We start from the raw sequence: 22,100 nt of genomic DNA, 5'->3' as shown, positions 1-22,100 counted from the left end.
ACTTCTACGGGGGAAATTCCGGGGACTTCGGTCATTGCTTGCAGGGGCTCTCGTAGCTGTTTCCGGCGCGAATGGGGAGTCCACCCCGTCGCGCACGGGCCGGACTCATCGCCGCTCTGCCATTTTTTCGGATTTATATGATATATACGCTCAATGGGTCAATCCGGCGCGATACCGGCCTCGATCAGACCCGATTGGCGGCGCTTTCGTTGTGGTCGATAGCGACAAGAGCCTCGACGATGATACGCTCCATCCGCTCGCGCGCGCGCTGCGGATCGCGGGCGAGGATCGCCTCCATCACGCCCTCGTGCGCATCAAGGTCCCCACTGCGACCGACGATCCGGTTGGTATAACGGATCGAGGTCTTGAGCGCGGTGGAGACGACATCGCGGAACTGGCCGAAGAACGGATTGCCCGAGGCCTTGAGGATGGCGACATGAAACGCCACGTCGGCTTCCAACACGTCATCACGCCCGGCCTCGGCCGCCTGCATCCGCGCGAAGCCCGCCTCGATCAGCGCCCGGCCATCGTCGTCGGCAGCCTGTGCGGCCAGCGCGGCGGCGGCGGGCTCAATGGCGACACGCAGCTGGCTGAACTGCTTGAGCAGATCGATGGAAAAGCTGCGGTCGAGCATCCAGCGCAGCACGTCGGTGTCGAACAGGTTCCACTGGCTGACCGGCTGGATCATCGTCCCCTGACGCGGCCGCGCGGTGACAAGGCCCTTGGCCGTGAGCATCTTGACCGCCTCTCGCGTGACCGAGCGGCTTACGCCGTGCTGCTGCGAGAGTTCCGCCTCGGTGGGAAAGGAGCGCCCCTCGTAGGCATGGCCCACTATCTGCGACCCCAGCCGGTCCAGCAGTCCGTAAGTCAGATTGCGCCCGAGCGCCTCGCGATTTTCATGCGGATCGATGGGCATGCGTAGTCCCGGCACCTCTCAGTCTATTTAATCATATAAATAGGCAAAGACCGGGGATGGGCAAGCGGAAACACCCTTGGATGCGCCAAGGAAATCGGATCTTTTGCGTCGCCACAAGTATTTGATGCGGCAGCCATTTGAACGCCGGAATACCGAAGGCCCGGCGCGAGACGGTTCGCGCCGGGCCCTCTCCTGTCGGGACATTACTGCCGTGCTGGCCCGAGCCCCCACGGGCCGGCACGGCAGGCGGTATCCGCGATCAGGCCATCAGGATCTTGTCGAGCGCGAGGCGGAACTTCTGCATGTCCTCTGCCGAACCCACGGTGACGCGCGACATGCTGGGGTAAGCGCTCCAGCCACGCCCGATCTGCACGCCTTGCGCAAGGAAGGCGGCCATCATGTCCTTGGGCGTCTTCCCGTTCCAGTCGACCATGAACATGTTCGCGTGGCTGCCGGGCAGAACCTTGAGGCCGCGTCGCTCGATATGGGCGATGGTCTCCTCGCGCGCGGCGATCATCTGGTCGCGGCGGGCCTTGATCTGGTCGGCCAGCGGCAGCGAGGCGGTTCCGCAGGCGACCGCCGTCATCGGCAGCATCGACGTGACCTGACCGCCATCGTAACGCATCATCTTCTCGTGCAGGGACTTCGCGCCGAGCGTCAGGCCAAGGCGCATGCCCGCCATGCCGAACAGCTTGGAGAACGTGCGCATCACCAGCACATCGTCGCGCGAGGCGGCGAGTTTGGCGGCGTTTTCGGTCCCTGCGAAGTGGATATAGGCCTCGTCCACCAGCAGGATCGCGTCCTTGGGCTTGTTCTCGGCCAGCCAGGTGATGTCGGCGATGGGCGTCAGCGTGCCGGTCGGGTTGTTGGGCGAGCAGATGTAGTAGAGCCCGGCGTTGGGATCGGCGGCCAGCATGGCTTTCACGTCATGGCGATAGTCCGAGGTGAGCGGCACTTTGGTCACCTTGGCGCCGATCCATGCGCCGGTGCGCCAGATCGCTTCGTAGGTCGGGTCCGCCGTGACGATCCCGCGTGAGGGCGAGGCGAACGTGATCGCGGTGCGGCTGAGCGGGTCGCTCGATCCCGGCCAGGCGACCACATGGTCCTGCGGGATGCCCTCCACTTGCGCGACAGTGGCGAAGAGCTTGGCGTGCTCGTCATTGGGTTCGTAGCGGTTGCCCTGCATGACGATGGCCATGGCCGCCTGCGCGCCGGCGGGCAGCGGGCCGGTCCAGCACTCGTTGGCGCCGATCCGCACCGCGCCGGCCACGGCCTTGGCGGCCTGCTGCGCGGAGGCGGGCATGGCCTGCGCCACGGCCAGGCCGCCGCCCAGCAGCGCCGCGATCTTGCCTATGTTGCGGCGCGAATAGCCGCGCTCCAAAAGGTCCTGCGTGACCTCTTCGCCGCCGATCCGTTCGGCCAGCATGTCTTTCTCAAGCTGCATCCATCGAACTCCTTCCAGCCAATTTACGTCAGATTTTCAGTGCGTTGTGGAACATGACCATGGAGATCACGATCAGGTAGATGCCAAACACGCGCTTCAGCATGCGCGGCTCCAGCCAATGGGCGGCCGCCACGCCCAGCGGCGCTGTCAGGAGCGACATCGAGGCGATGGCCAGCGTCGCGGGCATGTTGACGAAGCCGAGCGAGCCCCATGGCAGCCCCTTCTCGTGCATGCCGATGATGGCGAAGCCGATGGCGCTGGGAATGGCGATCAGCGTGCCCACCCCCGATGCCGTGCCGACCGCGCGGTGGATCGAGCGGCCGCAGAGCGTCATCACCATGATCGCGATGGTGCCGCCGCCGATGCCCAGCAGCGAGGAAAAGGTACCCAGCCCGCCCGCGATGCCGACGCGCAGGATGCCCGAAGGCATCTGGTCGGTGATGACCTTGTCACCCACGCGCGGGACCAGGAAGTTCAGGCTCATGAGCAGCACGCCCGAGGCGAAGACCATGGTCAGCACTTTGCCGTCCACATGGCTCGCCAGCACCACGCCCACGCCGTCCCCCAGCACCACCCAGGGCGCCCATGACTTGAGGATCTCGAAATCGACCGACCCGCGCTTGGAATGGCTCATGACCGAGCGGATCGAGGTAACGATGATCGTCGCTGCCGACGTGCCGATGGCAACGTGTGCGTACTGTGCGTGATCGCCGCCCAGCAGCGGCAGCATCAGCAGAAGCGCGGGGACGACGATGAAGCCGCCGCCGATCCCGAAGACGCCCCCTGCGAAGCCGGCGACGAGACCGGCTGCCAGCAGACCGAGCGCCGGGACCAGCCAACTCAAGTCAGATACCATCACTATCGCAACTCCCTGAATGATCCTGGTTGTGGACTCTGCCTCCGGACGAACCGGGAGCAGTGCCTATGCAAACACTATTCATCAGAACTTCACCAAAACCCGGCCGTAGTAATAACCGCCATTGATTCCGTAAGGTGAAATGGTGGGGTAGATATTTGACGCGTACGTGCTTGAACCCGACGCCAACTGTGCGGCACGAATATTTTCGTAGGAACGCTTGGTCGGATACTTGTTGAACAGGTTGTTTGCGCCGATCGAAAGCTTGATGTTCTCGGTCGCCTTGAAGCCCAGTTCGAGATCGGTGATGAAGGCGGACTTGACCGGAACCTCAAGGTCCTGCCCGGCGATCGGGCTGCCGCCCGGCGCGGTTTCGAGGGCGAAGACCTTCGAATAGTAGCTTTCGCGCAAGTTCACCGAGAACCGGCTCGATTCCCAGAATGCCCCCAGCGTGGCGCGGACCTTGGGCGTGCTGTGCTCCAGCGTGACGACGTTATACTTGCTGATGAGCGCCGATTTCGAGGGATCGACCGTGCTGGTGTAAAGCGCGTCGGGCAGGTCCGCGATCTTCTTGACCTTGTTGTCATTGTAATTGGCGGAGAAGGTCCAGTTGATCTCGCCGATGCCGGTCGGCATGTCGTAGCTGGCCATGAAGTCCACGCCGCGCGTGCGCATGTCCGCGCCGTTGACGAAGGACTGGACCGAAACCGTGCCGCTGGTGTTGCGATAGCCGTTGACGTCGGTCAGCACGTAGCTGGGGATTTCGCCGCCCAGCGCCGAAGCCACCGCGTCGAACACCGCCTGCTGGTTGTAGAGATTGTAGTTGTCGGTGGTGTAGGGCACGCAACTGGCGGCATTGGAACCGGCATAGCCCGCCGGGCAGTACTGGCCGTTGAAGCCGTAGAACGAGCTGGAGATCATGATGCGGTCGCGGATCTCGATCCAGTAGGCATCGAGCGTGATGCTGACCCGCGAGTCCGGGGTGAAGACCACACCGGCACTGAAGTTGGTCGATTTCTCAGGCTTGAGGCCGCCGAACCCGAGCGAGGCTGCTGCGGCAGAGTTGGCAGGCAACACGCCCGAAACCGAGCTTGGGCCGACGTTGATGCCCGAATAAAAGCCTTCCGCCAAAGTCGGCGCGCGGAAGCCGGTCGATACGGTGCCGCGCACTGCGAAGGCGTCGGAGATGTCGTAGCGCGAGGTCAGCTTGAACACGGTGGTCGAGCCGAAGTCGCTGTAGTGCTCGTGGCGGACCGCGCCGTCGACCAGCCACCCCGGCACCGGTTTGAGCGAAATATCGAGGTATTGCGAGAAGTTGGTGCGGTTGTAATTGCCCGCGTCGTTCGGGCTGTAGCCGAAGAACGACTGGGCGCCGCTGCCGTAATAGGACGCCGGATCGCCCGCGACGATGCCGTACGTCTCGCGCCGCCACTCAAGGCCGCCGGCAATGTTCATCGGTTCAGACAGGCCGATGTCGAGCGGGTAGGTCAGGTCAAGCGTGTTGCTCCACTGCGATGCCTTGAAATCGCCGTTGTGGAACTCGGTCGGCGTGAAGCCGGTATTCTTGTAGAGCGAGGCGTTGGCCGAATTCTCGACATAGACGCCCACGAAATCGTCGCCGTACGTGGAGGAGAGATCGAAATCGAGATCGCCGAACTTGCCCTTGAGGCCCCCTGCCACCGAGTAATCGGTCTCGCGAATGGCCTCGAACGGAGCGAAGCCGGTCGGGAACAGCGGAACCCCGGCCGCCGATACGACGATGCCCGGCGTGCGATAGTTCTCATAGGCGCGGGCATATTTGTGGCCGTAGCTGCCGAAGCTGTAGAGTTCGAAATCGCCCGAGGTCCAGCCGGCGTTGTACATCGCCGTGGTCTGTTCGATCTGCGGATCGCCGGCGATGCGATTGACGTAAGGGTAGTACTTCTGGTCCACCAGATCGGGGAACTTGGTCAGGTTGCCCTGCGCCACCGCGTTGTCGCCGTAGACGCGCGGGTCGATGTCGCCCCGGAAGCTGAAGCCTTTCTTCTTTTTCTGGACGGTCAGGCTGACGTAGGAATTCTCGATCGGTGCGAAACCGACGTTACCCGAAACGCTGTAGGTATCGCCGCCCTGGTCCATGTATTGGCCAAGAGTGCCGTTCAGCACGCCGCCGTGGTCGTTGTCCTTGAGGATGATGTTGATGACGCCGGCGATGGCATCGGTGCCGTACTGCGCGGCCGCGCCGTCCTGAAGCACCTCGATATGAGCGATGGCATCGTTCGGAATGAAGCTCATGTCTGGCGCGGCGCTGCCGCCGAAGGGGCCTCCCGCGACCGAGACGTTGGCGGTGCCGTGGCGACGCTTGCCGTTGATGAGGATCAGCGTGTGGTTGGGGCTCAGCCCGCGCAGCTTCATTTGCAGGTTGTGCGCCTGAAGATCGCTGCCGAAGGCTTGCGCCTGGATCGATGGCAGGTTCTGCGAAAGGCTCTGGATCAGGTCCGGCTGGCCGGTGCGGGCGAGCGCTTCGCTGGTCATGATCTGGATCGGCGCCGGGCTCTCGGTCGCCTTCATGCCGATGGTGCGCGTGCCGGTGACGATGATCGCGCCGCCCGAAGCGTCCGCAGTGGAAGCCTCCGGTGCGGGCTCGGCCGGTTCTTCGGCCAAGGCCGGTGTTGCCCCGAATAGAAGCGCTGCCGCCAGCGCCGTTGCCGATACGGATACCCTGTCTGTCATCTAGGCCCCCTTGCCTGGTTTTGCTCCACGGTTGCGGCCTCTCCCTGTTTTCCCGCGGTCATCGCCGCCCCTGCACCTGCCAGACGCACGCCTTCCCCCTCGGGCCCGACGAATGGGCCAGAGGCCGGTCAACGGCCTGAAGCCGTCCGGAAATGACGTGCGCGCGAATGCCCCCGGCCCACCCCCCGGGGACCGGAACTGACTGTGCCCGGGCAAACGTGCCGCGAGTTCAGCGCGTTTTTGGAAACGGTGCGACCCGATGGCGGCCCCTCGAAGCAGTTCGAGTGGGCGGCGATACGGCGATCACGTCATGGCATGAGTCCCGATCTCGGCTGACGCCGACAATCGCTGCGGCCGGGCAAACGCGCCCCGCCCCACGGACACGCTTAGCGTGACCACGTTCCCAGAATTAAATTCGGATAATCAGAAAGCCCCAAGAAACGATTTCTGCTATTCGTTCTTAAAATCAGCACAGGTACGCGAATTCATGACGAACATTGACCAGCCCCCTCATAAGTTGGTCCAGCGCGTTCCTATCTGACATCGACCCCGAGAAATTTTATTTCATTTCTGTTTCACGACCGTATGTGAAATTGGCTGCATGTCAACGGCATCTCGCGCCCTCAAGATTATGTGCGCGAGGCGTCAATTTTGCCTCTCGCGCACAGTTCCGACAGAGGTGACGCAAATCCGCCAAAACTGCGTTTTAAGCTGGCAAGATCGTCCCATGAATGAAACATTCGGAGCCGCTGCCGGACTCGCGCACAATTGCATAGCGCCCGTGCCGACCTCAGGTTCAGCTATCGAGATGAACCGGGCGGCAGAGCAATGCAGCCGGATTCGTTCCGGTCAAAAGGCCGGCGGAGAGGACGAAAACAATGGCCAGCGACAGGCTCAATCACAGCGACCGGGTCATGGATACCGTGAAGCGGGGCAATGCCGCGGCGACATCGTCGCTGGCCGCGTCGTGGTGCCGGTCCGCCCTGCACCATGGGCTTGACCCCGCCGCTTCGCGCACGCGTGAGCGGATCGGCGGCAACATGCTGGCGGGCCTGCGCGACAGCAATGGAGAACTGCTCGCCGCCGCAACGCCGGTGCTGGACCAGCTGTTCGGCAACGTGGGGCGGACCGGCTGCTGCGTGGTGCTGTCCGATATCGACGGCGTGGTGCTCGAAGCGCGCACGGGCGCGGGCGATTCCTCGCTGTTCGACGCCATCGGCCTCGTCCCCGGCGGGCTCTGGGGCGAAGCGGCCGAAGGCACCAACGGGATCGGCACCTGTCTGGTCGAGCAGCGCCCGGTGACGATCCTGCGGCACGAGCACTTCGCGAGCCGCAACATCGGCGTAAGCTGCATGGACGCCCCTGTCTTCGATCCCGAGGGCCATCTTGTCGCCGCGCTCGACGTATCGAGCGCCCGCGCCGAACATGGCGAGGCGACAGCGGCACTCGTCGCCGCGCTGGTGCAGGATGCCGCACGCCAGATCGAGCGGGACTTCTTCTGCATGCGCTATGCCGGGGCGCGGATCGTCTACAGCCCGGATAGGAACGGTAATGGTGGGCGCGGTCTGGCACTGCTGGCGGTCGACCGTGACGATCTCGTCATCGGCGCCACGCGCGCCGCGCGCCTGACTCTCGACCTTGGCAACCGGCCTTTCGAGCGGCCGAGGCCGCTGGCCGATGTCATGGGCGATGTATCGAGCGGCTTCGACGACAGCGAGCGCGCGGTGCTGCGTCAGGCCCTCGCGCGGTCGGGCGGCAATGTCACCCGCGCCGCCCGCGAACTGCGGATCGGCCGCGCCACGATGTACCGGCGGATGGAGCGGGTGGGGGTCTCGCCCAATCAATAAGCGGGGCCAATAACGGGGATCAGTAACGGGGGCAAAAGCGGACGGATCTCCGTGTCTCACCGGCGATACACCGGGAGGCACGGCTTTCGCCCTCCCCCTGTCGCACCGGTACGACCAGCGGCAGGTTAATACCCAAGGCCGGACACCCGCGCCGACCCGTAACGAGAGGATCCAGTCATGGCAGATATTCAGGTTACCGAGAGGCCCCCGGTATTCGCCGCGCCCTTCGCGGCGAGCTACGACAACTTCATCGGCGGCGCATGGGTACCGCCCGTGGCCGGCCGCTATTTCGACAATGTCAGCCCGATCACCGGCAAGCCGGTCTGCCGCGTCGCCCGCTCGGACAGCGACGATATCGAGCTGGCGCTCGACGCCGCCCATGCCGCCAAGGACGGCTGGGGCCGCACGCCGCCTGCCGAACGCTCGCTGATCCTGTTGCGCATTGCCGACCGCATGGAACAGAACCTCGCCAGGCTGGCCACTGCCGAGACATGGGACAACGGCAAGCCGATCCGCGAGACCACTGCCGCCGACATTCCGCTCGCCATCGATCACTTCCGCTATTTCGCGGGCTGCATCCGCGCACAGGAAGGCTCCATCGGCGAGATCGACGACGACACCATGGCCTATCACTTCCACGAGCCGCTGGGCGTGGTCGGCCAGATCATCCCGTGGAACTTCCCGATCCTGATGGCGGCGTGGAAGCTGGCCCCCGCTTTGGCGGCGGGCAATTGCGTGGTCCTCAAGCCTGCCGAGCAGACCCCGGCCTCGATCCTCGTACTGGCCGAACTGATCGCCGATCTGCTGCCGCCGGGCGTGCTCAACATCGTCAACGGCTTCGGGATCGAGGCGGGCAAGCCGCTCGCCAGTTCCACGCGCATCGCCAAGATCGCCTTCACCGGCGAAACCTCCACCGGGCGCCTCATCATGCAGTACGCCAGCGCGAACCTGATCCCCGTCTCGCTGGAACTGGGCGGCAAGAGCCCCAACATCTTCTTCGCCGATGTCTGCGCCGAGGATGACGACTTCCTCGACAAGGCGATCGAGGGCTTCGTGATGTTCGCGCTCAATCAGGGCGAGGTCTGCACGTGCCCCAGCCGCGCGCTGATCCAGGAATCGATCTACGACAAGTTCATGGAAAAGGCGCTGAAGCGCGTCGCCGCGATCCGGCAGGGCAGCCCGCTGGAGATGGAAACGATGATCGGCGCGCAGGCCTCGCAGGAGCAGCAGGAGAAGATCCTGCGCTACCTCGACATCGGCCGCGAGGAAGGCGCGACGGTGCTGATCGGCGGCGATGCGGCCCATCTGGGCGGGGACCTGTCCGGCGGCTTCTATATCCAGCCGACCGTGTTCAAGGGCCACAACAAGATGCGGATCTTTCAGGAGGAGATCTTCGGCCCGGTGGTTTCCACCACCACGTTCCGCGATGCCGAGGAGGCGCTGGAGATCGCCAATGACACGATGTTCGGCCTTGGCGCGGGCGTGTGGAGCCGCGACATCAACACCTGTTACCGCTTCGGCCGCGCCATTCAGGCCGGGCGCGTCTGGACCAACTGCTATCACGCCTATCCTGCCCACGCGGCGTTCGGCGGCTACAAGCAGTCCGGCATCGGGCGTGAAAATCACAAGATGATGCTGGAGCACTACCAGCAAACCAAGAACCTGCTGGTCAGCTACAGCCCCAAGAAGCTCGGCTTCTTCTGAAGGACCAGTTGCCCGGTGCGGCCATGCTCCGCGCCGGGCAGCTCAGGCCGGGGGCGCGTCGGGCAGCGGTCTTGTCGGCAGGATCAGCGGCTCCGGAGCGGGCCGCGACCGAATGGCGCGCGCCAGACGGTGCGAGGGACGCTCGATCGCGTGATAGAGCAGCACGGCGGCGGTGATGCTCGCGGCCAGAATGAGCACGAGGCAGATAAGATCGGCCGCCATCCCGTGCCCGAACAGCCGGTGCACTATCGAATCCACCGCCTGCATCAGCGGCACGTGAACGAGATAGAGGCTGTAGGAAATCGCGCCCAGAAACTGCAGCCAGCGCCAGTTGAGGCCGGTCTCGGCCCAACCCGTCCACGCCGAGACGAACAGCAGCAAAGCAACCAGCGCCGGCATGCGCTCGAACCCGGAACCGCACAGCAGCGCCACGACCAGCAGCGCAAGGCCCACCCGCGCAATCTGCGAATCCAGCGCGCGCCGGGCAATGACGCCCACATAGAACACCGCCCAGTGCTCGACGAAGAAGCCGTGCCAATGCGTGCCGACCAGACCGAGCGCCGAAAGCATCGCCAGCGCCCATGTCCCGCCCTCCATCCACCTGGACCGGATCGTCAGCGAGAGCGCGAAGATCAGATAGAACTGGAACTCGTACGTCAGCGTCCAGTAGACGATGTTGATCTCCGGAATGCCGAGCATCTCTTGCAGGTAGAATACGTGGGCGAGCAGTTCGCCGATCGTCGGCAGATGGAAAATCCGGCCGTGAACGATTGCCGCCAGCAAGACGAAGGCGATGGCCACCAGCATCGAGGCCCAATAGGCGGGGTCCAGACGAATGGACCGGCCCAGCATGAACCTGCCGACCATGGCCGGCGTCATGTTCACACCGGCAAGGCCATGCGCGGTAACGAAGCCGCTCAACGTGAAGAACACGGAGACGGCGAAGAAATCGTTGATCAGCGAAAACGGTAATGCGGCCAATATGCTTGGCACATGCCCGCCCTGAATGGCGTGGAACAAGAGCACTGCAATCGAGGCAAATCCCCGCAGTCCCTGAACGATGGTGTAGTTAACCCGCTTTGTCGCCATCCGGTCATCATGACAGTGTGCCGGTGGGGTGTTCAATTTACCGGACCGTGAACAGGGATCGCGGACCTAAAAAATAAGCATGCCTCCCAATACCTCCCCGCCAGCAGGTTTTTCGCGGCCCTTTTCAGCCGTTCCAACGATCGATCGGCTACAATGAAGGCATCCGTTGGACGCACACGCATGGGGATTACTCTTGACCTTTCAGGATGACGCGATCGAAGCAGCCGAACCGATCCTGGTCGACGGCGAAACCGCCGCATCGCAAGCCTGCGACATCATGCTCGGTGTGCTGGGCGACCGTCTCGATCATCCCGAGCTGTGGGCGCTCGTGCCGTCGCTGATCGCTGAAAACCCGCTGGTGCCGAGTACACTACAGCACCGCGCCGCCAACGAACCCGATCCGCTGATCCGCATCCGCCTCCAGCTTCTGATCGGTATATGCATTGCTGGAGCCGGCGCTCCTGAAAAAGCGCTCAACATGCTCACGCCACTGAGTGTCGACCACAGCCAGAACGTGCAGGTCCAGGGCGCCCTCTTCCATGTCGAAGGCCTGATCGACCCCGAGAACCCGAAGTACAACCTTGCCGGCAAGATCTGTCTCTCGCCCTTCCTCCAGCTCGATGTGCTGGAATACTCTACCCACCAGTGCTGCGCGAGCTGGCTGCCCACTTCAGCGGGCAACCTGGCGTTCACGCCATGGCAGCAGGTCTGGAACGGCCGCGCCGCGCAGTCGATCCGCGAAAGCATGTTCGACGGGTCGTTCCGCCACTGCAACAAGCGCACCTGCCCGGCAATCCAGAGCAATCACCTGCACAAGATTGCGGACCTAGAGGAAAATCCCCGGTGGGGTGACATCGTGACCGCCCGCAGCACGGCAATGCCGCGCGGGCCGGAGAAGGTGAACCTCTCCTACGACCGTACCTGCAACCTTTCCTGTCCGAGTTGCCGGACGAGCCGCTATGCGGCCGATGATGCCGCCCGCGCACGGTACGAAACGATGCAGGACCGTGAAATCCTGCCCCTGCTCAAGAACGCCACGACAGTTTTCGTGACGAGCTCGGGCGATCCTTTCGCCAGCAAGAACTTCCGCCGGCTGATCGAACAGCTAAATGCCGAGGACTATCCCGACCTGAAGTTCATGCTGATGACCAACGGCATGCTGTTCACGCCGCGGCAGTGGGAGGCTTTCCCCAGTCTGCACCGCCGCGTGAAGTCTCTGCGCATCAGCCTCGATGCAGCGACCGGCCCCACGCACGAACTGCTGCGCCGCGGCGCGCGCTGGTCGGTGATGGAAGAGAACCTGAAGTTCGCAGGCGAATTGCTGGCGGCCGGCCTGATCGACGATTTCACCCTGCCCTTTACCGTTCAGACCGAGAATTTCCGGGAAATGGGGGATGTGGTCGACCTCGCGTATCGCGTCGGTGCGAATCACATATCCTTCTCGCGCATGACGAACTGGGGAACGTTCAGCGCCGAAGAATACGCGCGTAAGGCGGTCTTCGTACCGGGGCACCCCGAGCATGAGGACTTCCTTGCCGTATGCCGCGATCCGCGCCTGCGCGATCCGGTCGTGCAGGCCAGCGACCTTGACGAGTTCATCCGTCGGGATTGATGAAGGTGGCCAAGCCGGCAGATGTCCCCGCCGGCGCCCAACGGACTCTGCGGCCAAAGGCAAAAGTGGCGCGCCCGGCAGGGTTCGAACCTGCGACCCCAAGCTTAGAAGGCTCGTGCTCTATCCAGCTGAGCTACGGGCGCGCGCCGCGCTCCCCATAGCGTGGTTCGTCGCGCACGCAAACTGCACATCGGATCGAACTCCACACAACTTGTGCTTTGCCGAACGATCCCGGCAGGTTACGCATGCAGCCGATGAGCAACGCACCCCTTTCCCGTATCGACGGCATGACCGGCGCCCGGCGCCATTTCCGCTATTTCGATTTCGTGATGGTCGCCTTCGTGGTGATACTGTTGCTCTCCAACCTGATCGGCGCGGCCAAGCAGGCGCAAGTCGATTTTCCGCTGGTCGGCTCGGTCACGTTCGGCGCGGGCGTGCTGTTCTTCCCGGTGTCCTACATCATCGGCGACGTGCTGACCGAGGTCTACGGCTATGCCAACGCGCGCCGCTGCATCTGGGCGGGCTTCTTCGCGCTGCTGTTCATGGTGCTGATGAGCGTGGTGGTCGTCGAAATCCCCGCCAACCCCGAATGGGCGCTCGCCTCGGCAACATATGTGATCGACGGCAAGCAGGTGACTGCACCGAATCAGGCCGCCTATTATTCGATCTTCGGACAGACGCCGCGCATCGTCTTTGCTTCGGTCTGCGCGTTCTGGGCGGGCGAGTTCGTCAATTCCTTCGTGCTCGCGCGGATGAAGGTGATGACGCAGGGCAAGCACTTGTGGACCCGCACTATCGGATCGACGATCTTCGGCGAAGGCGTAGACAGCGCGCTGTTCTATCCCCTCGCCTTCCTGGGCGTGGCCGGCTTCACGCCGCACTCGATCGCGCTGCTGGCGCTGACCCAGTGGGTGATCAAGACCGGCTGGGAAGTGCTGCTTACCCCCGTGACTTATGTCGTCGTCGGCTGGCTCAAGCGCCGCGAGGGCGTGGACGTGTTCGACAACAACGTGAACTTCTCGCCCTTCGCCAAGGCCCGCAAAGCGGCAGCCCTCCCCGATTAACCTGCGCCCGAAGCTTGGCATGACCCGCCCACCCCGGTAGGTCCGCCAGCGATCATGCTCGACCGCATCCTCCTGTCCCGTTTCCGCAACCACCGTGAGACCGCGGTGGAAGGCACGGCGCAGTTCAACCTGCTCGTCGGGGAAAACGGCGCGGGCAAGACCAATGTGCTGGAGGCGATCTCGCTGCTCTCGCCGGGGCGAGGCCTGAGGCGCGCGAGCCTTGCCGACATGCCGGGGCAGGAATTCGACGGCGGCTTCGCGGTTAGCGCCGCGCTCATGGTGCCGGGCGCCGAACCCGTCCGCCTTGGCACCGGCGTCACGGCAGAGCGGCCGGGACGGCGGCTGGTGCAGGTCAACGGAGCAGAAGCGCCTGCGGTGCGCCTTGCCGAATGGCTCTCGATCGGTTGGCTGACCCCGGCGATGGACCGCCTTTTCGTGGAAGGCGCAGGGGCGCGGCGGCGTTTTCTCGACCGGCTGGTGCTCGCCGTTCGCCCGGACCATGCCAGCCACGCCACGCGCCTGGAAAATGCCCTGCGCGAACGCAACCGTCTGCTTTCGGACGAGCGGACGCCCGATCCGCGCTGGCTCGACGCTATCGAGACGCAATTGGCCGAGGCCGGCGCGATGGTTGCCAGTGCGCGCGCCGAACTGGTCGAGCGGCTGGAACGGACGCTGGCCAGACTGCCGGAGTCGCCGTTCGCGCGTCCTTCGCTCGCCTATCAGCCGGGCGGACCGATCGCTGCCGAGGCGCTCGCCCGCGCCTTGCGCGACGGCCGTGCCCGCGAGCGCGCGGCGCAGCGCACGCTCACCGGGCCGCACCGCGACGAGCTTCTCGTCACCATGGCGGGCAAGGGCCAGCCCGCCGCCGATTGCTCGACCGGCGAGCAGAAGGCCATGCTGATCGCGATCACGCTCGCCCACTCGCAACTGCTTGAACAGGGCACCGAACAGCGCCCGCGCCTGCTGCTGCTCGATGAAGTGGCCGCGCATCTCGATCCCGTGCGCCGCGAAGCCCTGTTCGACCGCCTGCGCGCCGGTTCCGCGCAAGTCTGGCTGACCGGCACCGAACTGGCTCCGTTCGAAGCGATTGTCGGAGAAGCGGCGGTCTGGGAAGTCACTGCGGGCTCCGTGCGGCGACTGGGGCAGCATTAAGCGCGCCGCAAACCTCCGCCAAATTCTTCAAATCGCACCATCACCAAAACACCCCGTCGCCCCCGCGAAGGCGGGGGACCCGCTTCCTTTTCTTCCTGCTCGCCAAGAACAAGCAGGGTCCCCGCCTTCGCGGGGACGACGAGGGTCAGTTTCAATGAGAGCCCGGCACTTTCGGCAGTGCATCGGCCACATCGTCAACCGTCGCGGTAACGATTTCCTCGACGCCAATGGCCGTCGGATGGACATGATCCGGTTGAAGCAGGTCTGGCTTGTCGATCACCGGCTGAAGGAAGAACGGGACCAGCACCGCGCCATATTCCTGCGCAAGCTGCGGATAGATCGGGTTGAACTGAGCGGCAAAATCCTTGCCGAGATTGGGCGCCGCCATCATCCCGAGCAGGACGACGCGGATATTATCCTGCTTGAACCGCTTCAGGATCGCCTCAAGGTTCTGGCGCGTCTGCTCGGGCGGGAGGCTGCGCAGCATGTCATTGCCGCCCAGGCTGATAATAACGAGTTCGGGCTTTTCGCTCTGGCTCTTGAGCGTGAAATCCAGCCGTTCGAGCCCCGCCGCCGTGGTGTCCCCCGAAACCCCGGCATTAGTGATCCGCGCATTGATCCCGCGTGCACGCAAGGCATTCTGCAGCCGCGCCGGATAGCTCTCGCCGTCTTCAAGACCATAGCCCGCCAGCAGCGAATCGCCGAAGGCCAGGATCCGCCGCTCGGGGCCCATGACCGGGATCGCCGGCGGCGCATCGAGCGCGCCGGTGCTCTGCTCGGGCGCGGGCGGCGCGCCTTTCTGGCACCCCGCAAGCACCAGCGGAATGAACAGCACGGGGGCGAGAACGGCAATCGCTTTGGCGCGCAAGGCTTTGTCCTTGTGAAACGACGGGTTGCGCACCCATATGGGGCACGTGAGCGATCCTTCCCAGCCCCCCGCCCTTTCGATTCATGCGCAGGACCTGCGCCTCACTCTCGGCAGCGGCGAAAGCGCGGTTGAGATCCTGAAAGGCGTCGACCTTGCAGTGCCGCAGGGCCAGACGCTGGCCCTGCTCGGCCCCTCGGGCTCGGGCAAGAGTTCGCTGATGGCCGTGCTCTCGGGGCTGGAACGCGCGTCATCGGGCGCGCTGCACGTGGCCGGGCAGGACTTTTCGGCAATGGACGAGGACGCGCTGGCCCGCGCGCGGCGCGGCCGGATCGGCGTTGTGCTTCAGGCTTTCCACCTGCTGCCGACGATGACGGCGCTGGAAAACGTGATGACGCCGCTCGAACTCGCCGGGATCGGCGGCGCGCGCGAACGGGCTGAGGCGGAACTGGTCGCGGTCGGGCTCGGCCACCGCCTTTCCCACTATCCGGCGCAGCTTTCGGGCGGCGAACAACAGCGCGTGGCGATTGCCCGCGCCCTCGCGCCGCGCCCCGCGCTGGTCTTCGCCGACGAGCCAACCGGCAATCTCGACGCCGCAACCGGCGCCACCATCATCGACCTGCTCTTCGCCCGCCGCGAGGAAGCGGGCGCGACGCTGCTCATCATCACCCACGACGAAAGCCTCGCCACGCACTGCGAGCGCGTGGTCTCGCTGGCCGACGGCCGCATCGCGAGCGACACGCTTGGCTGAGCGCGCGCCGCCTCCCACTTTGGCCTGGCGCACCGCCTGGACGCTGGCCCGGCGCGACCTCTCGGCGCGGTTCCGGGGGCTGCGGCTGCTGCTCGTCTGCCTGTTCCTCGGGGTCGGCGCGCTGGCCGCGATCGGCAGCCTGACCGGGTCGATCGAGCACGAACTGGTCGCGCGCGGACGGCAAGTGCTGGGCGGCGATGTCGAACTGAGGGCGTGGCAGCGCAAGCCCGCCGACGCCGAACTGAAGGCGCTGGCAAGCTACGGCACCGTCTCGCAGGGACTTCGCCTGCAAGCCATCGTGCGCAAGGGCGATCTCACCGCGCCGGTGGCGCTCAAGGCCGTGGACGCGCGCTGGCCGCTCTTCGGAAGGCTTGCACTGAAGGACGGCCGCACCGTCGGCGCACCGCCCACCGGCACGATCTGGCTGGCCGAAGGCACTGCCGCGCGGCTGGGCGTGACGACCGGCGACACCGTAACCGTGGGCGACATGCCGCAGCGCGTGGGCGGGATCATCGCGTCCGATCCCGAAACGCTGTCCGAAGGTTTCTCCTTCGGCGACACCGCGATCTCAGGGCTCGACTTGCCCGAACGCGCGGGGCTGACCGCACCCGGCGCCATGTTCCGCAGCGCCGTGCGCGTGAAGTTCATGCAAAGCGAGCGCGATCCGGACGCCGTGATCGACGCGCTCAAGAAGAAATTCGGCGACAGCGCCTTCGACACCCGCACCCGCAACGCCGCCTCGCCCTCCACCCAGCGCTTCGTCAGCCGCATGGGCCAGTTCCTCTCGCTCGTCGGCCTTGCCGCGCTGGTGATCGCCGGAATCGGCATCGGCGGCGGCGTATCGTCCTACCTAGAGGCACGGCGGACCAGCATTGCCACGCTCAAGGTGCTCGGGGCCACGAGCGGCGACATCGCCCGGGTCTATGTGTTGCAAGTGGGATCGGCGGCGCTGGCGGGGAGCCTTGCCGGGCTCTGCGCGGGCGTCTTGGTGACGCCGCTGCTGGCCCGCGCGCTCGGCACGCTGCTGCCGGTCCAGACCGGGTTCACGCTCTCGCCCGCGGCGCTCTTCACAGCGGCAGCCTATGGCCTGCTGGTCGCGCTCGTCTTCGCCGCCCCTCCCCTTGCCCGGGCGCGCGGTTTTCCGGCCATGGCGCTGATGCGCGCGCGTGTGAGTCCGCTGGCAGCGCGACGACGTGCTTGGGCCTTGCCGGTCGGCCTCGGCCTTGCCGCCATGGCCGGGCTCGCCATGGTCAATGCCGCGCAGCCGCTCGTGACGGCAGGGTTCCTGGGCGGTGCAGCGGTCATGCTGGGCCTGCTGGCACTGCTCGGCACCGGCATCCGCCGCCTTGCCGCCCGCCTGCCGCGACCCCGCGATCCGGTGCTGCGTGCCGGGCTCGCCAACCTCCACCGCCCCGGCGCGCAGACCGGCGCGCTGGTGACGGCGCTGGGCTTCGGGCTCTCCGCCTTCGTGCTGATCGCCGGGGTCCAGACCAGCCTCGACGCCAATATCCGCAAGACCGTGCCCGACCGCGCGCCCGACTATTTCGTGCTCGATATCCCGCAGGACGGCGCCCAGTCCTTCAACGACCTTGTCACGCGCCAGATCCCCGGCGCCACCGTGTACATCGTCCCCAACTTGCGCGGACGCATCCTTGCCTTCGGGCCCAAGGACCGCATGACCCGCGTCGCGGATCTCAAGAACCTGCCCGACGATGCCTGGGCGCTGCAAGGCGAGCGCGGCCTGACTTATTCGGCCAATATACCCGAGGGCAGCACGATCACCTCCGGCGCATGGTGGCCGCCCGTCTGGCACGGCGAGCCGCTCGTCTCGCTGGACGAGAAGCTGGCGCAGGCGGTGGGCATCAAGGTGGGCGACTATATCACCGTCAGCCTGCTCGGCGTCGAGCGCACCGCACGGGTGGCGGCGCTGCGGCGGATCGACTGGGATACGATGGGTCTCAACTTCGTGCTGGTGTTCTCGCCCAACACGCTGGCCGACGCCCCGCACAAGCTGGCCGCGACGATTCAAGCGCCCCCGGGCACGCCGACGACCGCGCTGCTGCCGCGCCTTGCCCGCGCTTTCCCGTCAAGCTCGGTGATCGAGACCGGCACCGTGCTGGGCCAGGCGCGCGACCTGCTCGACCAGATGAGCATGGCGATTCTGGCCGCCGCCTCGGTCGCGGTGCTGGCGGGGCTTGCCGTGCTGCTCGGCGCCATTGCCGCCGCGCGGGCGAGCCGGACCTATGACAATGTGATTCTGCGCGTGCTGGGCGCCAGCCGGGGCCAGCTCCTGCTGCTCCAGCTTGTCGAATATGGCGTCTTGTCGCTGGTGCTGGCGCTTGTCGCGCTGGTGCTCGGTAGCACGATGGCATGGGCCGTGACCGTGAAGCTGTTCGAATTCGACTGGCTACCCGACTGGCCGCGCGTGCTGGCCGTGCTGGGCGCCGGCCTCGTCCTCGTGATCGCCTTCGCGCTGGCCGGTTCGCTGCCGCTGCTGCGGGCGAAACCGGCGCGTGCGCTGAGGGAGCTTTAGGCGAAGACGCCCTCGTCGATATGCCGGGCTTCACGCGGGTCGCGTGTCTTGTAGACGAGCGTGCTGGCGATAATATCGTGCAGGCCCTGCTTGCGCTCCGTAAACCCGACCATGGCGTAGCCGATAAGCAGGATCAGGCTCGACAGGATCTTCGCGAAATAGCGTCCGGTCGCGCGCAGGAAGCTGATCCGGTTGCCATTCAGGTCGGTAACCACCAGACCGATGGCAAGCTTGCCGATAGTGCCTTGCAAAGGCGAGCTTTCGAGCACCGCGAAGTAAAGCCAGTTCAGGATCAGCGACACGATGGAGTTGATAATGATCAATCCGATCATCGCGGACGGATCCGCTTGAAGGTTCGCCATCGATGACATCATGCCGATGCCGAAAACCATCCCGACGATCATCATCGCGATGTAAAGGATCACGGCATCAATGAAATAGGCCAGAACCCGCCACCAGAAGCCCCCGTACGGTACCACGTTGCATTCCCCCTTGAAAAAGTCAGGGCACAATAGCGCCCGGTGTGGGGACCGCAAGTTCTGCGAAAACGCGCAAAAAAACAGGAAAATGGGGCGCGCATTGCTGCGCGCCCCTTACCAGTCTGCGATCCTTCGCGTCTCCTCCCAGCCGCGTCGGGACCGCTTTCACGCTCCGACTTTGAGCCGGTAACGCGCCGCCGCGTCCGAAAACGCGGCTGGTTCCTCCTGATTCCACAAAGTCTGAAGAAATTCCCGTTTCGGGGAACCCCAGTCTTCCTCTCGACCGGCGCCCGGGATTTTTTCGCTTCCCGATCCGCCAAAATCTATGCCTTGGAGGCTAAGCGGATTGCGTAGCAGTTACAATGACTCGAAAGTCGCAAAAGACGACATTTCGTCATCTGTGACGGGAATGTCACATTTCGTACCATGCGCGTGGTGCTTGCCGAAAAGCATGGTTTCAGGTAAGGGCGCCCAAATTTTGCGGTGCAGCATGCGCCGCTGGCAACTCCTCGAACCGATAGGCACTGCATGTCAGCCCCGCTTCCCCTGCGCAATATTGCGATTATTGCGCACGTCGACCACGGTAAGACCACGCTCGTCGACCAGCTTTTCCGCCAGTCCGGCACGTTCCGTGACAACCAGCGCGTCGAAGAACGCGCGATGGACTCCAACGACCTCGAAAAGGAACGCGGGATCACCATCCTTGCGAAGCCGACTTCGATCGAGTGGAACGGCTACCGCATCAACATCGTCGACACGCCCGGCCACGCCGACTTCGGCGCCGAAGTGGAACGCATCCTCTCGATGGTCGACGGCGTTGTGCTGCTGGTCGACAGCTCGGAAGGCGCGATGCCGCAGACGAAGTTCGTCACCGGCAAGGCGCTCGGCCTTGGCCTGAAGCCGATCGTCGTCGTCAACAAGATCGACCGTCCCGACGGCCGTCACGCCGAAGTGCTGGACGAAGTGTTCGACCTGTTCGTCAGCCTCGACGCCAATGACGAGCAGCTGGACTTCCCCGTGCTCTACGCTTCGGGCCGTAACGGCTACGCCAGCTACGATCCCGATCTGCGCGAAGGCACGCTGACCCCGCTGTTCGAAAAGATCGTCGAGCACGTGCCCGCGCCCGACCTCGACGTCGACGCGCCGTTCTCGTTCCTCGCCACCCTGCTCGACCGTGACAACTTCATGGGCCGCGTCCTCACCGGCCGCGTCCAGTCGGGCACGCTGAAGGTCAACGATCCGATCCGCGCCATCGACATGGACGGCAAGGTGATCGAAGTGGGCCGCGCCACCAAGGTGCTGTCGTTCCGTGGCCTCGAGCGCGTTCCCGTGGAAGAAGCCCGCGCCGGTGACATCATCGCGCTGGCCGGCCTCGAAAAGGCCACCGTGTCGAACACCATCGCCGACCCGCAGGTCACCGAGCCGATCCAGGCCCAGCCGATCGATCCGCCGACCCTGGCGATGCGCTTTGCCGTCAACGACTCGCCGCTCGCGGGCCGTGAGGGCGACAAGGTCACCAGCCGCATGATCCGTGACCGCCTGATGCGCGAAGCGGAAACCAACGTTGCCATCCGCGTTACCGAATCGGCCGAGAAGGACAGCTTCGAAGTCGCCGGTCGTGGTGAACTTCAGCTGGGCGTCGTGATCGAAACGATGCGCCGCGAAGGCTTCGAACTGGGCATCAGCCGTCCGCGCGTGCTGTTCGGCACCGACGAGAAGGGTGGCCGTACCGAGCCGTACGAAACCGTCGTGATCGACGTGGACGACGAATACTCGGGCACGGTCGTCGAGAAGATGCAGCGCCGCAAGGCTGAACTTACCGACATGCGTCCTTCGGGCGCCGGCAAGACCCGCATCACCTTCTCGGCCCCGTCGCGCGGCCTGATCGGTTACCACGGCGAGTTCCTTTCGGACACGCGCGGTACCGGCATCATGAACCGCCTGTTCGAGAAGTACGACAGCCACAAGGGCCCCATCGAAGGCCGCCAGAACGGCGTGCTGATTTCGAACGGCACCGGTGAAGCGGTCGGCTACGCGCTGAACAGCCTCGAAGATCGCGGCATCCTGTTCGTGAAGCCGCAGGAAAAGATCTACGAGGGCATGATCATCGGCGAAAACGCCAAGCCCGACGATCTCGAAGTGAACCCGATGAAGTCGAAGCAGCTGACGAACTTCCGTTCAACCGGCAAGGACGACGCCATCCGCCTCACCCCGCCCAAGATCATGACGCTGGAACAGGCGATCGCCTACATCGACGACGACGAGATGGTTGAAGTGACCCCGCAGTCGATCCGTTTGCGCAAGGCGTACCTCGACCCGAACGAGCGCAAGAAGCAGAGCCGCAAGAAGGAATCTGCCTGATCTTGAAAACCCCGCCGCAGCAATGCGGCGGGGTTTTTCATATGTGAGGTTCTGAAATGCCGCGTCGGCGGCGCCTTACAGCCGCGTCTTGCCCCGCACCCAGCTCTGCGCCACTTCGCGCACCAGATCGCGGTCGGCAGGCAGATGTGCCTTGTCGTCAAGGTCGCGGGTGGCGATCAGGGTCGCGGTCGGGATCATGTCGAAGAAGGCGATCCCGCAATATTGGCCCCGGCACCAGACCACTTCGCCAAAGGCTTCGAAGCGGCCCCATTCCAGTACCACTTCGGCACCGGGCTTTAGTTCGGCCTCGGTAGCGATCCGGGCCCCGGTGAGCGAAAGATCGGCCAGCACGGCGGGCTTGGTCTGCGTGCGCGTTATCACCCGGGCCGTCAGCCTGACCCGCAGGCGGCTGCGCCCGCGCCGGCCATGATCGGCGCCTTGCGCTGCCATCGATGGACGTTCCGAACCGGAAGGACCGTTGCTCATCTCGCTTCCTTGCCATCAGGCCAGCCCACCACGCGTTTACAGGGGCCTGGTGGATTTCCCCTGCCGACCGCTGGCGCCGCGCCCGTCCGGGGGGAAATGCGTCAGGGACCGCGCGGTTTCGTCCCCGGTCGATCGGCAGTTCATTATAGGGGCCGGGTTGTGAGTGTGGTCGCGCGCGGCAGGGAAAATCGAGCCTTGGCTGCCCTTTGCGAGCATCCGCGAACGCGCG

General features: G+C 64.8%; 16 protein-coding genes and 1 tRNA gene. 8 read left to right on the top strand and 9 right to left on the bottom strand.

Annotated elements, in window-relative coordinates:
* Nucleotides 1–184: 184 nt before the first annotated feature.
* The 4 genes from AC1VVM_RS07360 to AC1VVM_RS07345 all read right to left on the bottom strand — a co-directional run bounded on the left by AC1VVM_RS07360 (nucleotide 185) and on the right by AC1VVM_RS07345 (nucleotide 5,928).
* A complete protein-coding gene (locus AC1VVM_RS07360; protein WP_132388999.1) occupies nucleotides 185–916 on the bottom strand; it encodes a FadR/GntR family transcriptional regulator in 732 nt (243 codons plus the stop codon).
* Between the two features lie 259 nt (nucleotides 917–1,175).
* Nucleotides 1,176–2,360 (bottom strand): pyridoxal phosphate-dependent aminotransferase, encoded by a 1,185-nt coding sequence (locus AC1VVM_RS07355; RefSeq protein WP_482956244.1) that lies wholly within the window; start codon nucleotides 2,358–2,360, stop codon nucleotides 1,176–1,178.
* A 28-nt stretch (nucleotides 2,361–2,388) separates the two neighbouring features.
* Nucleotides 2,389–3,216 (bottom strand): sulfite exporter TauE/SafE family protein, encoded by an 828-nt coding sequence (locus AC1VVM_RS07350; RefSeq protein ID WP_132389574.1) that lies wholly within the window; start codon nucleotides 3,214–3,216, stop codon nucleotides 2,389–2,391.
* An 84-nt stretch (nucleotides 3,217–3,300) separates the two neighbouring features.
* A complete protein-coding gene (locus tag AC1VVM_RS07345) occupies nucleotides 3,301–5,928 on the bottom strand; it encodes a TonB-dependent receptor plug domain-containing protein (RefSeq protein WP_482956243.1) in 2,628 nt (875 codons plus the stop codon).
* 878 nt (nucleotides 5,929–6,806) lie between these two features.
* On the opposite strand from AC1VVM_RS07345, the gene AC1VVM_RS07340 reads away from it, so the two are divergent.
* Complete coding sequence (locus tag AC1VVM_RS07340; protein ID WP_482956242.1) at nucleotides 6,807–7,775, top strand: GAF domain-containing protein; 969 nt, start codon at nucleotides 6,807–6,809, stop codon at nucleotides 7,773–7,775.
* A gap of 177 nt (nucleotides 7,776–7,952) precedes the next feature.
* The gene (adh, locus tag AC1VVM_RS07335) at nucleotides 7,953–9,479 is read left to right on the top strand and encodes an aldehyde dehydrogenase (RefSeq protein WP_482956241.1); all 1,527 of its coding nucleotides are present in this window, start codon (nucleotides 7,953–7,955) and stop codon (nucleotides 9,477–9,479) included.
* A gap of 42 nt (nucleotides 9,480–9,521) precedes the next feature.
* Here the strand turns inward: adh and AC1VVM_RS07330 are convergent, their stop codons facing one another.
* The gene (locus AC1VVM_RS07330; protein ID WP_132388991.1) at nucleotides 9,522–10,568 is read right to left on the bottom strand and encodes an acyltransferase family protein; all 1,047 of its coding nucleotides are present in this window, start codon (nucleotides 10,566–10,568) and stop codon (nucleotides 9,522–9,524) included.
* A 193-nt stretch (nucleotides 10,569–10,761) separates the two neighbouring features.
* On the opposite strand from AC1VVM_RS07330, the gene AC1VVM_RS07325 reads away from it, so the two are divergent.
* The gene (locus AC1VVM_RS07325; protein WP_482956240.1) at nucleotides 10,762–12,180 is read left to right on the top strand and encodes a radical SAM protein; all 1,419 of its coding nucleotides are present in this window, start codon (nucleotides 10,762–10,764) and stop codon (nucleotides 12,178–12,180) included.
* Nucleotides 12,181–12,246: 66 nt separating this feature from the next.
* Here AC1VVM_RS07325 and AC1VVM_RS07320 read toward each other — a convergent pair.
* Nucleotides 12,247–12,323 (bottom strand) — tRNA-Arg (locus AC1VVM_RS07320).
* 102 nt (nucleotides 12,324–12,425) lie between these two features.
* Here AC1VVM_RS07320 and AC1VVM_RS07315 point away from each other — a divergent pair.
* Nucleotides 12,426–13,244 carry a queuosine precursor transporter gene (locus AC1VVM_RS07315; RefSeq protein ID WP_207904717.1) on the top strand — a complete coding sequence of 273 codons (819 nt, stop codon included), beginning with the start codon at nucleotides 12,426–12,428 and terminating at the stop codon, nucleotides 13,242–13,244.
* Nucleotides 13,245–13,298: 54 nt separating this feature from the next.
* Nucleotides 13,299–14,396 (top strand): DNA replication/repair protein RecF, encoded by a 1,098-nt coding sequence (gene recF, locus AC1VVM_RS07310; RefSeq protein ID WP_482903387.1) that lies wholly within the window; start codon nucleotides 13,299–13,301, stop codon nucleotides 14,394–14,396.
* Between the two features lie 151 nt (nucleotides 14,397–14,547).
* Here the strand turns inward: recF and AC1VVM_RS07305 are convergent, their stop codons facing one another.
* Nucleotides 14,548–15,264 carry an arylesterase gene (locus tag AC1VVM_RS07305; RefSeq protein WP_482903386.1) on the bottom strand — a complete coding sequence of 239 codons (717 nt, stop codon included), beginning with the start codon at nucleotides 15,262–15,264 and terminating at the stop codon, nucleotides 14,548–14,550.
* Nucleotides 15,265–15,301: 37 nt separating this feature from the next.
* Between AC1VVM_RS07305 and AC1VVM_RS07300 the strand changes: the two genes are divergently transcribed.
* Both AC1VVM_RS07300 and AC1VVM_RS07295 read left to right on the top strand, forming a co-directional pair.
* The gene (locus tag AC1VVM_RS07300) at nucleotides 15,302–16,012 is read left to right on the top strand and encodes an ABC transporter ATP-binding protein (protein ID WP_482905170.1); all 711 of its coding nucleotides are present in this window, start codon (nucleotides 15,302–15,304) and stop codon (nucleotides 16,010–16,012) included.
* Complete coding sequence (locus tag AC1VVM_RS07295; protein WP_482956239.1) at nucleotides 16,005–18,545, top strand: ABC transporter permease; 2,541 nt, start codon at nucleotides 16,005–16,007, stop codon at nucleotides 18,543–18,545. The genes AC1VVM_RS07300 and AC1VVM_RS07295 overlap by 8 nt, the downstream gene beginning before the upstream one ends.
* Here AC1VVM_RS07295 and AC1VVM_RS07290 read toward each other — a convergent pair.
* Nucleotides 18,542–19,024: an RDD family protein gene (locus AC1VVM_RS07290; RefSeq protein ID WP_132388981.1), complete on the bottom strand. Its 483-nt coding sequence runs from the start codon at nucleotides 19,022–19,024 to the stop codon at nucleotides 18,542–18,544. The two genes, AC1VVM_RS07295 and AC1VVM_RS07290, sit on opposite strands and share 4 nt — an antisense overlap.
* A gap of 528 nt (nucleotides 19,025–19,552) precedes the next feature.
* On the opposite strand from AC1VVM_RS07290, the gene typA reads away from it, so the two are divergent.
* The gene (typA, locus tag AC1VVM_RS07285) at nucleotides 19,553–21,385 is read left to right on the top strand and encodes a translational GTPase TypA (protein ID WP_132388979.1); all 1,833 of its coding nucleotides are present in this window, start codon (nucleotides 19,553–19,555) and stop codon (nucleotides 21,383–21,385) included.
* Nucleotides 21,386–21,460: 75 nt separating this feature from the next.
* Here typA and AC1VVM_RS07280 read toward each other — a convergent pair whose 3' ends face one another.
* Complete coding sequence (locus AC1VVM_RS07280) at nucleotides 21,461–21,871, bottom strand: PilZ domain-containing protein (protein ID WP_243652626.1); 411 nt, start codon at nucleotides 21,869–21,871, stop codon at nucleotides 21,461–21,463.
* Between the last annotated feature and the right edge of the window lie 229 nt (nucleotides 21,872–22,100).

The sequence above is a fragment of the Novosphingobium sp. BL-S-33 genome (assembly GCF_056857025.1).
The sequence above is the reverse complement of the archived record's forward strand: the minus strand, read 5'-3'. Positions and strand labels throughout refer to the sequence as shown.